This is a genomic window from Rhodopseudomonas palustris HaA2 (genome assembly GCF_000013365.1).
GTDB lineage: Bacteria > Pseudomonadota > Alphaproteobacteria > Rhizobiales > Xanthobacteraceae > Rhodopseudomonas > Rhodopseudomonas palustris_J.
The window spans coordinates 918885-933939 of the sequence record NC_007778.1; the positions used below are offsets into that span (position 1 = coordinate 918885).

12 protein-coding genes are annotated in these 15055 nt (G+C 67.2%); 6 read left to right on the forward strand and 6 right to left on the reverse strand.

Annotation, left to right across the window (positions count from 1 at the left end):
* Positions 1-120: 120 nt before the first annotated feature.
* The 3 genes from RPB_RS04105 to RPB_RS24820 all read left to right on the forward strand — a co-directional run bounded on the left by RPB_RS04105 (position 121) and on the right by RPB_RS24820 (position 4846).
* A complete protein-coding gene (locus RPB_RS04105) occupies positions 121-3831 on the forward strand; it encodes a glycerophosphodiester phosphodiesterase family protein (protein WP_011439705.1) in 3711 nt (1236 codons plus the stop codon).
* A 133-nt stretch (positions 3832-3964) separates the two neighbouring features.
* Complete coding sequence (locus RPB_RS24480) at positions 3965-4399, forward strand: hypothetical protein (protein WP_011439706.1); 435 nt, start codon at positions 3965-3967, stop codon at positions 4397-4399.
* Positions 4400-4702: 303 nt separating this feature from the next.
* The gene (locus RPB_RS24820) at positions 4703-4846 is read left to right on the forward strand and encodes a hypothetical protein (protein ID WP_011439707.1); all 144 of its coding nucleotides are present in this window, start codon (positions 4703-4705) and stop codon (positions 4844-4846) included.
* A gap of 77 nt (positions 4847-4923) precedes the next feature.
* Here RPB_RS24820 and RPB_RS24405 read toward each other — a convergent pair whose 3' ends face one another.
* Complete coding sequence (locus tag RPB_RS24405) at positions 4924-5388, reverse strand: hypothetical protein (RefSeq protein WP_011439708.1); 465 nt, start codon at positions 5386-5388, stop codon at positions 4924-4926.
* A 292-nt stretch (positions 5389-5680) separates the two neighbouring features.
* Complete coding sequence (locus RPB_RS04115; protein ID WP_011439709.1) at positions 5681-6193, reverse strand: hypothetical protein; 513 nt, start codon at positions 6191-6193, stop codon at positions 5681-5683.
* Positions 6194-6582: 389 nt separating this feature from the next.
* Here RPB_RS04115 and RPB_RS04120 point away from each other — a divergent pair, with 389 nt between their 5' ends.
* Positions 6583-8199 (forward strand): alpha-amylase family glycosyl hydrolase, encoded by a 1617-nt coding sequence (locus tag RPB_RS04120; RefSeq protein WP_041798552.1) that lies wholly within the window; start codon positions 6583-6585, stop codon positions 8197-8199.
* Positions 8200-8596: 397 nt separating this feature from the next.
* Here the strand turns inward: RPB_RS04120 and RPB_RS04125 are convergent, their stop codons facing one another.
* From RPB_RS04125 to RPB_RS04135, 3 genes are all read right to left on the reverse strand, one after another.
* The gene (locus RPB_RS04125; RefSeq protein ID WP_011439711.1) at positions 8597-9904 is read right to left on the reverse strand and encodes a TadE/TadG family type IV pilus assembly protein; all 1308 of its coding nucleotides are present in this window, start codon (positions 9902-9904) and stop codon (positions 8597-8599) included.
* 275 nt (positions 9905-10179) lie between these two features.
* Entirely contained in the window at positions 10180-10533 is a 354-nt protein-coding gene (locus RPB_RS04130; RefSeq protein WP_011439712.1) for a PRC-barrel domain-containing protein, read from the reverse strand.
* A gap of 622 nt (positions 10534-11155) precedes the next feature.
* Entirely contained in the window at positions 11156-11824 is a 669-nt protein-coding gene (locus tag RPB_RS04135; RefSeq protein ID WP_041798553.1) for a DNA-3-methyladenine glycosylase family protein, read from the reverse strand.
* 125 nt (positions 11825-11949) lie between these two features.
* Between RPB_RS04135 and gluQRS the strand changes: the two genes are divergently transcribed.
* A complete protein-coding gene (gene gluQRS / locus RPB_RS04140) occupies positions 11950-12831 on the forward strand; it encodes a tRNA glutamyl-Q(34) synthetase GluQRS (RefSeq protein ID WP_011439714.1) in 882 nt (293 codons plus the stop codon).
* Positions 12832-12939: 108 nt separating this feature from the next.
* On the forward strand, positions 12940-14154 hold the full coding sequence (locus RPB_RS04145) for an ATP-binding protein (RefSeq protein WP_011439715.1): 1215 nt from the start codon (positions 12940-12942) through the stop codon (positions 14152-14154).
* On the opposite strand, the gene RPB_RS04150 is transcribed toward RPB_RS04145, so the two are convergent.
* Positions 14081-14974 carry a YihY/virulence factor BrkB family protein gene (locus RPB_RS04150; RefSeq protein WP_011439716.1) on the reverse strand — a complete coding sequence of 298 codons (894 nt, stop codon included), beginning with the start codon at positions 14972-14974 and terminating at the stop codon, positions 14081-14083. The two genes, RPB_RS04145 and RPB_RS04150, sit on opposite strands and share 74 nt — an antisense overlap.
* Positions 14975-15055: the final 81 nt, after the last annotated feature.

Below are 15055 nucleotides of genomic sequence, written 5' to 3' on the forward strand. Positions count from 1 at the left end.
CGGGCGCGTCATCGGAATTACGAACAGACGCGAATCCGCCGATGCAGATCGGCTGGTCGAGAAAGCGGCCGCCGCGACGTTGCGGTCGCAGCAGATGCCATCGTCCCAGGAAAGCTCATCATGTCTGATATCGTTCTTCTCGCGCATCGCGGCAGCAACCCCTATCCGGATCATTCGCGCGACGCCTATGTCTGGGCGATCGACTGCGGCGCCGACTTCATCGAGCCGGATCTCTATCTGACCAAGGACGGCGTGCTGGTCTCCAGCCACGACAACCACAATTATTCCAATCTGAGCTACGCCGAGGCGAAAGCCCTCGAGCCGTCGCTGCTGACGTTCGGCGAGATCATCGAGCTCGTGAAGGCGATGTCGATCGAGACCGGCCGCGACATCGGCATCGTTCCCGAGACCAAGAGCACCGACTACGCCACCAGCGAAGCCGTGATCAAGGAGTTGATCGCCCACGACTTCACCGATCCGGACCGGGTCGTGATCCAGAGTTTTGCGTCGACCAATTTGCAGCAATTGCACGACACCATCATGCCGCAATACGGCGTCGACATCCCGCTGGCCTATCTCGGCAGCGGCATTGCGAATCCGGGCCAGATCGCGACCTTTGCGGACTACGCCGCGCCCAGCGTCGGCTCGTTCACCGCGGCCGACGTCGCGGCCGCGCATGCCGCCGGCCTCAAGGTGGTGGCCTGGACGATTCTCGGGGCCCGGTCCGACATCCAGAGCCTGATCGACATGGGCGTGGACGCGGTCTTCGTCGACGATACCCGGCTCGCCCGCGCCAGCATCGAGGCGATCGCCGGCGCCAACGTCGTCTACGGAACGCCGGAAATCGACGGCGCCTCCGGCACCGCCGGCAACGACGTGGTCTACGCCATGCAGGGCGATGACATCGTCTGGTCCGGGGCCGGCGACGATCTGGTCTATGGCGACGGCGGCGACGACGCTCTGTTCGGCGGCGCCGGCAACGACATCCTGGTCGGCGGTTCGGGCACCGATCTGCTGTCCGGCGACGCCGGTCGCGACGTTCTCGACGGCGGCGCCGGCAACGATGTCGTGCTGGCGAGCGGCGACACCGTGCTGTTCCGCCGTGGCTCGGGCATCGACCTTGTCGCGCTCGACGCCGCCAGCAGCATCGACTTCCAGGACATCGACTCGCGCGCCATCACGGTGATACGCGACGGCGCCGATCTGATCGTCCGCATCGGCGACGACGCGCTGGTGATCCGTAACGGCGCCGGCAATGCCGCGAGCCTGCCCGGCGCGGTGAGTTTTGCCGACGGCGTGACGCTCACCGCCACCGAGCTGCTGGCGCGCGCCACGAGCGGCACCGACGCCGGCGTCACCGCCGCGCTGCCGGCGCTCGAACAGCTGCTCGCCGCTGCGCCCGATCTCGCCGTCGAGCCCCCGGTGGTCGTCGAGACCAACCTCATCGTCAATGGCGGCTTCGAGGATCTGACCGGGGCCAACAACGGAGCGAGTTGGGGCTATCGCAACACCAATCCGGCCGGCGTCATTCCCGGCTGGGTCAACCGCGGTGACACCCGCGCGGAAGTCCACAAGGATACGGTCGGCGGCATCGGCGCGGCGGAAGGAACCTATTGGTTCGACCTGGAAGGCGCGCCCACCAACGCCAAACTGGTGCAGACCGTCGCCGGCGTCGAACAGGGCGCGACCTATCAGCTCAGCTTCAGGATCGCCGACACCGACACCGCGCAGACGACCGACTCCGTCAAGGTCTATTGGGGCGGCGAACTGATCTATACGGGAACGCCGAAGAACAAGTGGCAGGAGATCACCATCGACGTGATCGGCGGCGACGGTGACGGCTTCAACACGCTGACCTTCGAAAGCGTGACGCCGAGTCCGAACGGCGCCGGCGTGGCGCTCGACGACGTGGCGCTGATCCGGCTGCAGGAGAGCCCCAATCTGATCGTGAACGGCAGCTTCGAGGACCTCACCGGCGCCAACAACGGCAATTGGAGCGGCGATTGGGGCTACCGCAACAACAGCGGCGTCATTCCGGGTTGGACCCAGGTCGAAACCTCCGCCGGCGGTCGCGCCGAACTGCACTTCGACACCCAGAACGGCGTGTCGGCCGCGGACGGCAATGTCTGGTTCGATATGGACGGCAACGGCAACAACGCCAGGCTGGTGCAGACCGTCGCCGGCGTCGAGGCCGGCGCCACCTACCGGCTGACCTTTTCGATCGCCGACGCCGACGCCAGCACCACCGATGACGGCGTGCGCGTCTATTGGGGCGGCCAGGTCGTGTATGAAGGTGTGCCGACCAGCATCTGGCAGAAAATCACGATCGAGGTCGTGGGCAATGCCGGCGACGGAACCAATCAGCTGATCTTCCAGGGCACCGAAACCAGCCTGAACGGCTACGGCGCCGCGCTCGACGATATTTCGCTGCGCAAGATCGCCGATGCGCCGCCGCCCAACACCGCGCCGGTCGCGGCCGACGACGGCGCTCCGGCGACCGACTTTGGTGCGGCGCTGACCATCGCCGCCGCCACCTTGCTGGCCAATGATACGGATGCCGACGGCGACGCGCTGGTGATCCTGTCGGTGGCGGCCGGCGTCGGCGGCACGGTCGCGCTGGACGCCGACCGCAATGTCGTGTTCACCCCGGCCGAAGGCTTTTCGGGCGAGGCGTCGTTCAGCTATGTGGCATCCGACGGCCGAGGCGGCACCGCCACGGCGGACGTCACCGTCGTGGTGGCGCGGCGGGTGCTCTCGGGCACGCCCGGCGACGACGTGATCATCAGCACGTCCGGCGACGACGTGATCGACGGTGGCGATGGCGTCGATACCGTGAGCTATGCGGCTTCGGCCGCCGGCGTCGACGTCGACCTTGCGGCCGGCGTCGCCTCCGGTGACGGCAACGATACGCTGTCGAGCATCGAGTCGGTGATCGGCTCGGCGCATGACGACCGGCTGAGCGGCAACGACGCCGCCAACCTGCTCGACGGCGGCGACGGCGACGACATCCTGTCCGGCGGTCTCGGCAACGACGTCCTCAACGGCGGTCTCGGCAATGACATCATCACCGGCGGCGCCGGTGACGACACCATCGACGGCGGCGCGGGCTTCGACACGCTCGACCTGTCGGAGGCCACCGGGGCGGTGACGCTCAATCTGGTGAGCGGCACCGTCAGCGGCGCCGGCATCGGCACCGATCACTTCAGCTCGATCGAGAGCTTCGTGTTCGGTAGCGGCAACGACGTTATCACCGGCGGCAACGGCGACGACAGCCTCGACGGCGGCGCCGGCAACGACGCGATCGACGGCGGCAACGGCAATGACACGCTCTCCGGCGGCGAAGGCAACGACGCGATCGACGGCGGTTCGGGCAACGACATCGTGGATGGCGGCCTCGGCAACGACACGCTGAAGGGCGGTTCGGGCAACGACGTCATCGCGGCCGGCGACGGCGACGACAATGTCGATGCCGGCTCCGGCGACGACATCGTCACCGGCGGTGCCGGCAACGACACGCTGAAGGGCGGGTCGGGCGCCGACATCATCACCGGCGGCGCCGGCAACGACATCCTGACCGGCGGTTCCGGCGCGGACGTCTTCGTGTTCGCGGCCGGCTTCGGCAACGACACCGTCACCGACTTCGCCACCACGGGGTCGTCGGCCGATCTGCTGCAGTTCTCCAGCGACATGTTCGCCGACTTCGCCGACGTGATGGCGCACACCGCGCAGGTCGGCAGCAGCGTGGTGGTCACGCTGGACGCCGACACCAGCATCACGCTGGCCAACGTCCAGATGACCTCGCTCGCCGCCGACGACTTCCGCTTCGTCTGAGCGAGCCATCGTCATCACGACAACGAGGGAGCGCGCACGCCGCGCTCCCTTCACGACGTTTCCGGCGTCGTGCAGACGCGGCGGCTCGGCCGCGGGCACGTCATCGGAATTACGAACAGACGCGAATCCGCCGATGCAGATCGGCCCGGCGCAGGCTTTGATCGAGATCAAATTTTCGCTTCCCGTGGCAACGCATGACCGCCATCAAGCCATTCGTAGTTTTGAACTATTCAGAACGCGCACCGTCGGAATCTACCGCCTTTCCGGCGTGAATCAGTGCAAGGAGTCGGTCGCAGTCGCAGCATCGGGCAACGCCCATGCGGCGCGACGCGCGGCGATGAGCCGGGTTCACACAGGAGGAAGGTTGATGGCGGGTCGGACCAATGAACGTGAAACGGACCGGATGGATCAGATCGATCGGACCGGTGTTGCTGATACTCGCTCGGACCGGGCGACGCGCGTGTGGGCGCGCAACCGGCTGCGCGAACTGGCGGAGTCCGGACAGCTCGGACTGAGCAGCGGCACCGCGCCGCGCCGCGTCTCGGCCTCTGTGTCGGCGACGCGCTGAGAACGACGCGCGCCGCCGCCTGGTGCGCACCATGGTGCACGTCGCCTTGACCGGCGTGGACCCGACGACCGACCCCGGCGATCCGATCCCCCATCGCCACGATGCGCCATCACGGTCCGTTGCCGCGCGCCCATCTGCGCCCGCCGACGAATGACCGTCCCGCTTGCAGCGTTCCAATCAAGTCCTGTGTCCGGCGCATGGCCGCCCGCGCGCGGGCGTCGCGAGAGTTGATCGGCATCAACGTCGCCGTCGCCACGCCGCGTGATGCTGCGCCCACTGCATGCAATGCAGGGGGATACGACCATGATGACCTACGACATTCTGCTGCTCGCGGCCGCCGCACTGTCCACCGTTGTGATTCTGTTCGGCGTGGTGATCTTCGCCGGCCACGAAGGCGAGCACCGGCACGCCAGCGCCGGGCCGCAGCAGCCGCACGGCACGACCTGACCGCACGCTGATCACCCGGGCCGACGCGTCGCCGGTTTCGGTTCGGCCGAGCGGCACGCAGGCGGTTCGTCGAGCGGTTACTTGATCGGTTGGTTGTGCGGCTCGTTGCCGGCGGCGTCGTTGAGATCGCGTTTGATGGTTTCCAGCAGCGACGCCAGCACGGCGGCGGGCGGGAGGTCGGCCGTCGCCGGCGTGGCGGAGGCCGTCGTCGTCGGCTGCAGGGCCGTGGGCTTCAGGGACGTGGGCTGCAGGGACGTGGGCTGCAGGGTCTTGGGCTGCAGGGGCGTGGGATGGCCGGCGAGCAGCCCGGTCGTCGGCGCGGCGCGCGGGCGGCGCGGCAATTCCGGCGGCGGCAATTCCGATGACCATGGCGCCGACAACGCTGCGCCGCCGCCCGGCTCCGGCGCCTGCTCCGGCGTGCCGCCCTGCGGCGGCGACACGAACGAACCGTACAGCACGTCCTCACGCCGGCCCATCAGCCACAGCGCCATCCAGTAGACGGCGGCAAGGATGATGACCGCGAGGATGCCGAGTTCAAGCATCGGCGGCCGCCGAAGCGAACGCGCGGCCTGATACGAACGCGGAGAGTGGTGCTAACCGGGATGAGTGCGGCGATCGTGGCCGAATCCGGCGACCGGCTGTGACCAGCCCAGCTGTCCGCCCGGATCGTTCGGCATCAGCAATCAGCATCCTCACCCCTTGTGGAACAGATTGATTCCGCAAGCGGGGGGCCTGCGCAAGCGGATTCTGGCGCATAAGGTGCTGCAAGCTCAAAACAAAAGCGCCAGGCGAGAGCCCGGCGCTGATGCTTAGTTCGTCATTCTGGTAATTGGTTCAGCGTCCGAGCAGCACCGGCAGGCCGAGCATCGAGGAGAACGGCGTCGGATCGTTGATCAGCTTGGCCGAACCGTTCTGATTGGCCGCGAGCTGCGAGAACGGCTTCTGGCTGGAGGTCAGCGACGACCACGGCTTCTGGCTCGCCGCCAGCGACGACATCGGCGCCTGCGACGACGACAGCAGCGGGCCGAACATCGACGACAGGAAGAAGTTCGGGCTGGTCAGTTCGGGGAAGATGCCGCCCAGCGTGGTGCGGGAGTCGGTCAGGCGCGGCGCGCCGCTCAGGTTCGCCGAGGACGAGGCGTAGCTCGGCGCAGCCGACCGGGCCGGGCCATGGCGGTTGAGGATCGCTTCGGCCTGGCCGCCCTTGCCGAACGGCGGGTCGACGCTTACCACGTTACCGTCTTTGTTGGTCACGAGCGCGGCGTTATCGAAGGAGGCAGCCTTGAGCTCGGCGACCGCCGCCTGGGCCTTCTTCGCGTCGTCGTACACTTTCACAATTTGCGTCATGCTTACCTTCCTCGATCATAATGGGGAGACTGAAGAATCTCAGTATTTTCTGACAATTCGACGGCCCCGGCCCGGTTCCCAATCTCGCACATTTTCGCGCTGCGGCAAGCTAATTCGGGCATCGACTTACCGGCGATAACGCGTCGAAGAAAACTAAGTAAGTGCGCGGTGAATGATCGCCAGGGGAACCGCGCTGTTTTGACGCCGGCCGCGGGCGCCGTCATGCTGATCGGTAGATTGATAGGGGTGCCTCTTGGGAGGCGGGCGGCGGTCCCGCCGGCCCGAGCTTCACGGCACTGACGCACCGTTGTGCGATGTGGCGACACGCGACGCCCCGGAACCACGCGACGGGTTCGGGCGTCTGTGACGGGGCAGAACAAGGAATGCCGATGACCAAAGAGACGAGCCCGTCCTGGTGGGCGGCCGGTGCGCTGTATCAGATCTATCCCCGCTCGTTTCAGGACTCCGATTCCGACGGCATCGGCGATCTGCGCGGCATCATCGATCGGCTGGATCATTTGTCGGATCTCGGCGTCGACGCGCTGTGGCTGTCGCCGATCTTTCCGTCGCCGATGGCGGATTTCGGCTACGACGTCGCCGACTATGTCGGGATCGATCCGATCTTCGGCACCATGGATGATTTCGACGCGCTGGTGCTGACCGCGCATGCGCGCGGACTCAAGGTGATTCTCGACCTGGTGCCGAACCATTCGTCCGACCAGCACCCGTGGTTCGTCGAAAGCCGGTCCTCGCGCGACAATCCGAAACGCGACTGGTATCTGTGGCGAGATCCCGCGCCGGACGGCGGACCGCCGACCAACTGGCTGTCGGAATTCGGCGGCAGCGGCTGGGAATACGACGATGCCACCGGCCAGTATTATTATCACGCCTTCCTCAAGCAGCAGCCCGACCTCAACTGGCGCAATCCGCAGGTGCGCGCAGCGATCTACGATGCGATGCGGTTCTGGCTGAAGAAGGGCGTCGACGGCTTCCGCGTCGACGTGATCTGGCACCTGATCAAGGACGATCGATATCGCGACAACCCGCCCAATCCGGAGTTCAGGCCCGGCCTGCCGCCGCACGCCGCCTTGCTGACGGCGTATTCGGCCGATCGGCCGGAGACGCAGGAGATCGTCGCGCAGCTGCGCGCGGTGTGCGACGAGTTCGATCAGCGCCTGCTGATCGGCGAGATCTATCTGCCGATCGAGCGGCTGGTGGCGTATTACGGCGCCGATCTGCGCGGCGCGCATCTGCCGTTCAACTTCGCGCTGCTGTCGACGCCGTGGCGCGCGCACGACATCGCGGCGCTGATCGATCGCTACGAGGCGGCGCTGCCGCCGGGCGCGTGGCCGAACTGGGTGCTCGGCAATCACGACCGGCCGCGGGTGGCGAGCCGCGTCGGTCCTGCGCAGGCCCGCGTTGCCGCGATGCTGCTGCTGACGCTGCGCGGCACGCCGACGCTGTATTACGGCGACGAGCTCGGCATGGAGCAGGTCGACATCGCGCCGCAGGACGTGCAGGACCCGTTCGAGAAGAACGTGCCGGGCATCGGGGTCGGCCGCGACGGCTGCCGCACGCCGATGCCGTGGGATTCCTCGCCGAACGCCGGCTTTTCCGACGCGAAGCCATGGCTGCCGCTGGGGCCCGACGCGGCGCAGGACAACGTCGCCAATCTGCGCGCCGACGCGCAGTCGATCCTCAATCTGTATCGCGCGCTGCTGCGGCTGCGCCGCGCCCGGCCGCAATTGTCGCTCGGTGATTATCAGCCGCTCGCGGTGCAGGGCGAGCTGCTGCTGTATCGCCGCTGTCATCAGGGCGAATCGGTGCTGATCGCACTCAATCTCGGCGCCGCGCCGGTGTCGGCGGCGTCCGATGCGTTCGGGCTCGACGGCGAGGTGCTGCTGTCGACCCTCATGGACCGCGCCGGCGAACGCGTCGGCGCCACGCTCGATCTGCGCGGCCACGAGGGCGTCATCATCGGCCGCGCGCCCGAGCCGGTGGTGTAGTCGCGGTGAAGCGATGAGGCCGCTGCTCCCCTCCCCCTTGCGGGGAGGGGTCGGGGGGTGGGGGTCCCCGAGCACTGCGCACGCGATTCCGGTACTTCGTAGGGTGGGCAAAGGCGCGCAGCGCCGTGCCCACGCCGACGTCGATGCGTCGTTTTGTGTTACGCGTGGGCACGGCGCAACAGCGCCTTTGCCCACCCTACCGTGCCGTGTCTATCCTCTGTCGTCCCCGCGCAGGCGGGGACCCATACGCCGCAGCATCTCGATGGAAGCCCGGTGGCAGAGGTCTTTCTTCATGTGAATAGGCAGGGGTTATGGGTCCCCGCCTGCGCGGGGACGACACTTGCGGAGGCACGGCGCTCCGCGCCTCTGCCCACCCTACGCTTCGTCGCGACATCGGCTAGCTGCTCAGCCGCGCCTTCGCCACCGCCTTCTTGAACAGCGCGTCCATCGCCTCCGAGATGCCCTGGGTCGGGCTGACTTCGAAATAGAAGTCCGGCGACGCGCAGCTCTTCATCTTGGCGGCGATCTGGCTGTTGACCGAGGGGCCGTAGGGGCCGGCATTGAACGGCGCGATGTGATCGTTGTACCACTGGTTGGTCGGCAGCGCCAAATAGGTGGTGTACAGCACCGCGATCTGGATGCCGCGGTCCTTCATCGCCTTGCATTGCGTGACCGTCAGCGGCTCCTGACAGCGGCCGCCGCTCACGGTGGGCTGCGTGCAGCCCGACGGGTTGTTGAAATCGGCGACGCCGTCGGACACGAAGAACAGCCATTTCTGCGGCTGCGCCGCGGTCCCCGTACCGGACGACGGGATCGTCGTGTTCATCGCCGCCAGCGCGCTGTTGAAGTCGGTGCACTGGTCGTTGTTGTAGTTCTGCTTCGGGATCGACATCAGGTCGATGGCGCCGGCGGCCGTCTGCACGCTCGACATGGCCGACGACAGGCTGGCGATCGTCGTCAATCCCAGCGACGCGCAGGAGCCGCCCAACGTGTACACCGCCATCCGGAACTGGTTGTTCACCGCGGTCATCAGCGTCGCGGTGCTGGTGAGCTGCTGCACCGCCTGCCGCACCACGTCGATCCGCATCTTGACGCCGAGCTTCTTGGCGAGATTGTAGTAGTTGTTGGAGTCCGACAGGTCGTGACAGGCGAAGGCGCATTTGTCCGACGTGTTGCCGACCATGGTGGCGATGTCGGCCGTCGTGGCGGCGACGCCCATCGACGGCGAATTGTCGAGCAGCAGATAGAAGTCCTGGTAGATCGGCCGCGACACGGTGGAGGTCGAGCGGTTGCCGATCGCCAGCGTCGGATAGCCGATCAGATTGAGGAAATTGGTCGTCACGGTGGACGTGAAATCCGCGGTCGCGCTGCGCTTGCCGTCGTTTTCGGTGACCTCGATCTTGATCGTCGCGGTCAGGCCGTAGGCGCCGATCGTAGCGTTGAAGAACTGTTCGGCGTCGGCCTTGGCCTGCGCCGTCGTCCGGTTGATCTCCGAGTTGCTGACCGCCAGCAGCACCGCGGCGTCCTGCGCCGACTGCAATTTGGTGCGGATGCGGTTCGCCGTCGCGTAGTCGATCGCCGCGCCGATGAAGCCGAGGATCGGCAGCAGCGCGATCGCGAAGATCACCGCGATATTGCCGGATCGATCGCGCCCGAAGCGCCGCGGCAGGCGCCCGATGTGACGGGTATCAAGCAGCTTCTGCATGGTTCGGCCCCCGCATCGCGAATTCTTCGCGGCGTTCGGGGCCATTGTGACGTTCGGGAACCTAAGACCGGGTAAATACGAGGTCCGACAACCGGGGGTATGGGTCACTAAGGGGTGAGCCGCGGAGCGGATGCCCGAATCCGGCGTCGGGATTTACGCTTTGTTGTCGATACGGCGAGCGGGCCGGGCCGCGTCGGCCGGTCACGACGATGCGGGCCGCGTGTCGCGGCCCGCGCAATGTCGCGTTGGGGTGACTGTCGTCGGGGCTCGGCGAGTCAGCTCAGCGTGACGCCGTAATAGTCGTCGACCTTGCGGGCCCGCTTCCAGTCGTATTCGTCGTCGCGGCCGTAGTGCGGCGCGTTCTGCAGCTGATCGTTGGTGATCATCGTCTGGTAGCCGCCGAGGTCGACATTGTACTTCAGCGACGGCCAGGGCAACGGGTAGTGATCGTCGCCGATGCCGAGGAAGCCGCCGAAGCTCAAGACGGCGTAGGACACCTTGCCGCTGACCTTCTCGATCATCACCCGTTCGATGCTGCCGATCTTCTCGCCGTCGGCGCCGTAGACGGCGGTTCCCTGCACCTTGTCGCTGCCGATCAGGCTGACGGTCTCGCTTGTTTCCGGGGTCATCTGTTTCGTCTCCCTGTGAGTGGGGACAACGGCGGATCGCGACGCCCGTTCCGCGATCGGCCCCGGCGCGAAAACGTCGCAGCGGGGGCTTTTCAATCGCGAGAATCATTCCTATTCTTTCAGTTCCTGAAACAACGAAAGGAGGTGATCCAGTGTCTCACTCGAAACGCTGTCACCTCGTTGGGGCCGCCCGCTGATCTGACCCGATCGAGGTCCGCTCGGCCAGGGCGCCCCGGCGCCTGGGAACCAGCGAGTTTACGAGGGGCGCGTCGGCGGCAACGCCGGCGCGCCTTGTCGTTTGGGGGATGCGCTGACTGGAGCACTTCATCGATTGATTGGGCAATGCGGCCTTTTCGATTGCAGAGTCGTCATCCTGAGGTGCGCGCGTAGCGCGCCTCGAAGGATGCGGCCCCGAGGTGCCCGTGGCCCATCCTTCGAGGCCCGCCGCGCCGCGCACAGCGCGGCCCAGCGGGCACCTCAGGATGACGGCGGCAATCGGACCGCGAGCTCTGTGATTCCATCAGAGACAAAACTGCTCTAGTAGTCCGGATCAGCGAAGCGCTATCCGGCCACCTCGCGCCCGCGTTCCTGCATGTCGCTTCTCGCGCATGCAGGGACGGAACTACGCCGTCGCCGTCTTCGCCTTCCCCGCGATCACGCCGTCGCGCTTCTTCACCGCGTGGTAGTAGGCCCACCACAGATGCGCCGCGGCGCCGCGCAGCGGGCGCCAGGGTTCGGCGAGCGGCGCCATCTGCTTGACGCTCGGCCTTGCCTCGAGGCCGAGGCCGATCCGCATCGCCTCCTGCACGGCGAGATCGCCGGCCGGCCAGGCGTCGCCATGGCCCAGACAGAACAGCAGATAGATGTCGGCGGTCCACGGCCCGATGCCGTGCAGCGCGGTCAGCGTGGTGTGGGCGATGTCGGCATCCTCATTGGCGAGCACGTCAAGATTGAGCCGCTCGGCATGCAACTCCTTGGCCAGCGCCTTGAGCGTCTTGATCTTCGCCGCCGACAGGCCGAGCCGGCCGAGCCGGTCGCTGCGCGCGCGCTGGATCGCGGCGTGGTCGAACGGATCGAACGCGGCGTCGACCCGGGCCCAGATCGCCGCCGCGCTCGCCACCGACAATTGCTGGCCGCAGACGATCGCCGCGAGCCCGCGGAAGCCGGGATCGCGCCGCCGCAGCGCCGGCATTCCCGCGGTTTTCAGCACCGGCCGCAGCCGCTTGTCCTGCTTCACCAGATTGGTGATCGCGGCTTCGAGGTCGGCCTGGGTGTCGAGATGGATGGTCATGGTGCTCTTCAACTCGCTGGCGCCGTCATGCGCGGGCTTGACCCGCGCATCCATCCGTACTCGTAAGACGAGTCTTCCACGCGATGGATGGCCGGATCAAGTCCGGCAATGACGCCGGGGTTTCGATGCCGCCACCCGTTTTCCGATTCGCCCCGAGCCCGAACGGCTTTCTCCACCTCGGTCACGCTTATTCCGCGTTGCTGAATTTCGATTTGGCGCGTGCGAGCGGCGGCCGGCTGCTGCTGCGGATCGAGGACATCGATGCCACGCGCTGCCGGCCCGAGTATGAAGCGGCGATCGTCGACGATCTGGCCTGGCTCGGCATCGCCTGGGAGCCGGAGGTGCGGCGGCAATCCGATCACTTGGATCTGTATCGCGACGCGGTCGAGCGGCTGGCAGCGCGCGGGCTGGTGTATCCGGCGTTCGAGAGTCGCGCCGAGATCGCCCGCCTGGTCGCGGCGAAGGAGACGACGGCGCCATGGCCGCGTGACCCCGACGGCGCGCCGCTGTATCCGGGCTCGGCCAAGTTGCTCTCGGCGGAGCAACGCGCGCAACTGATCGGCTCCGGCGCGCCCTATGCGCTGCGGCTCGACATGGAAGCTGCGCGGGCGCTCGCCGGCGAGTTGTTCTGGCGCGAGCTTAGTCTCGGCCCCGACGGTGAGGCCGGCATGGTCGCGGCCCGGCCCGAAGCCTGGGGCGACGTGGTGATCGCCCGCAAAGAGACGCCGACCAGCTATCACCTCGCGGTGGTGATCGACGACGCGCTGCAGGGCGTCACCGAGGTGGTGCGCGGCGCCGACCTGTTCTGGTCGACCAGCGTCCACCGCCTGCTCCAGACTTTGCTCGATTTGCCGGCTCCGGTATATCGGCACCATCCACTGCTGCGCGATGCCGAGGGGCGCAAGCTGTCGAAGTCGACCGGCGCCACCGGGCTGCGCGAATTGCGCGCCGCGGGGGGCACGCCGAGCGAGATCCGCGCGATGGTCGGGCTGGCTGCATCTGCCTGAAGTTTGCCCGAACTTTGCCGCAAGCCGGACAGCCCCGAAATCTCGTTTTCCCGATGGCTCCGCCAAGGCCGCCATGGCATGGTGCCGGGCGTTGGGGTCGGGGGAACCATGGCAGTGAAGTCGCGCGCCTTGCGCCGCGGGCGGACGCCGGTCAAGCGGTCGCCGATCAAGCGTGCCCGCAAGAAGGCCGAAACGGCCGGCATGGTCGAGACGGCGCTGGCCGCGTTCGCGCATGAAGTCCGCACCCCGCTCACCGGCATCCTCGCCGTCAGCGACCTGCTGGCGACCTCCGACCTCGGCGAACGCGAGCGCCGCTGGGTCGACACCATCAAGGCCGGCGCCGAGCATCTATCTGGATTGGCGACGCTTTTCGTCGATGCCGCGCGGCTCGGCGCGACCGGCCTGGAGGGCCGCAGCGAGTTCTTCGATCTGCGCGCGCTGGCGCGCCATGCCGGCGACTCGCTGTCCGGCCGCGCCGCCGCCAAGGGCCTGCGCGCCAAGGTGACGATCTCGCCGCGGCTGCCGGCCTTCGTGGTCGGCGACATGGTGCGGCTGCGCGCGGCGCTGGAAAATCTGATCGACAACGCGGTGAAGTTCACCGAGCAAGGCGACGTCGCGCTCAAGGTCACCTCGGCGGCGGCCGGCAAGGACAAGGCCGATGTGAGTTTCGCGGTGTCCGACAGCGGCATCGGACTGACCCTGACCGAGATCAGGCGGCTGTTCCGCCCGTTCTCGCAGGCCAATGTCAGCATCGCGTCGCGGTTCGGCGGCGCCGGCCTCGGCCTCTCCTCGGTGCGTCAGATCGCCCGGGCGATGCAGGGCGATGTCGCTGTGGCGCAGGGGGCGAAGGGCGGCGCGGTGTTCACCCTCACGGTCCGGTTGACGCGGACGAAACCGCCGCAGCAGGCGGCGCCGTCGCACGCCGCCAAAGGCGCCTGCGTGCGGCCGATGCGCCTGCTCAGCGTCGAGGACAATCCGTTCGGCCGCGTCGTGCTCAACGCCATCCTCACCGAACTCGGCCATCACGCCGAATTCGTCGGCAGCGGCGAACTGGCGCCGGAACGGCTGGCGCAAGGCGGTTTCGATGCCGTGCTGATGGACATGGTGCTGCCCGGCATCAGCGGGCCCGAGGCCATTCGCAGCATCCGCGCCCTCGCGGCGCCGCTCGGCGCGGTGCCGATCATCGGCGTCTCCGGCCGCGATCAGGACGAGGCCGCGGCGCGGATGGCGGGCGCCGACGCCTTTCTGCTCAAGCCGGTGTCTCCCCGCGCGCTCGCAACTGCGCTGCTTGCAGCGTCACGCCGTCCGGCAGCCGCGACTTGATGATGGCGGCGTTGAGTTCGCCGCCATAGACGAAGATCGCCGCGATGAAATACAGAAACACCAGGGCGATGATCACCGAGGCGAGACCCGCATACATCGTCACGTAGTTGTTGGCGAACCGCGCTAGATACAAGCCGAAGCCGACCCCTGAGGCCAGCGACGCCACGACCGTGAAGGCGATGCCGGGCACGATCTGCTTCACCGTCCGGTGCCCGGCCGGCAGCCGCGCGTGCAGGATGAACAAAGCGAGGATCAGCGCGCCGACGGTGATGCCGTAGCGCGCGACCGTCAGCAGCGTCTGGTTGTCCTCGACCATCAGCGGCACGTAGTGCCGGGCGGTCGCCAGAATCAGCGGGCCGAGCACGATCAGGAACGCCATCGCCAGCGCGGTGAAGGCCGCCACCAGCGTGTAGCCGATCGATTCCAGCCGCAGCATGTACCACGGCCGCATCTCGATCACCGCATAGGCGCGGTTCAGCGCCACCCGCAGGCTCTCGACGCCGTTGGAGGCGAAATACAGCGCCAGCAGCAGGCCGATCGTCAGCGCGTCGCCGCGGGTGGTGGTCAGCACGTCGTGGATTTCGCCCGACAGCGTGCTGGCGACCTGGGCCGGCCAGATCTGCAGCATCAGCTCGGCGGCCTGATCCGCGAGGTCCTTGGAGCCGAAGAAGCCGGCCACCGAGGTCAGCACGATCAGGAACGGAAACAGCGCCATCAGCGAGGACAGCGCGATATGGCTCGCGATCGCCCACCCGTCATCGGCCAGAAACGTGTAGAATGCGTCCATCGCGACCGCATAGACATAGCGGATCTGCTGCAAGGGTCACCTGACTGGCGGTTGGGACGGGCGGAGGCGCAAACATTAGCATCGCTACCAACCTGCTCAAACCGACTTCGTTGC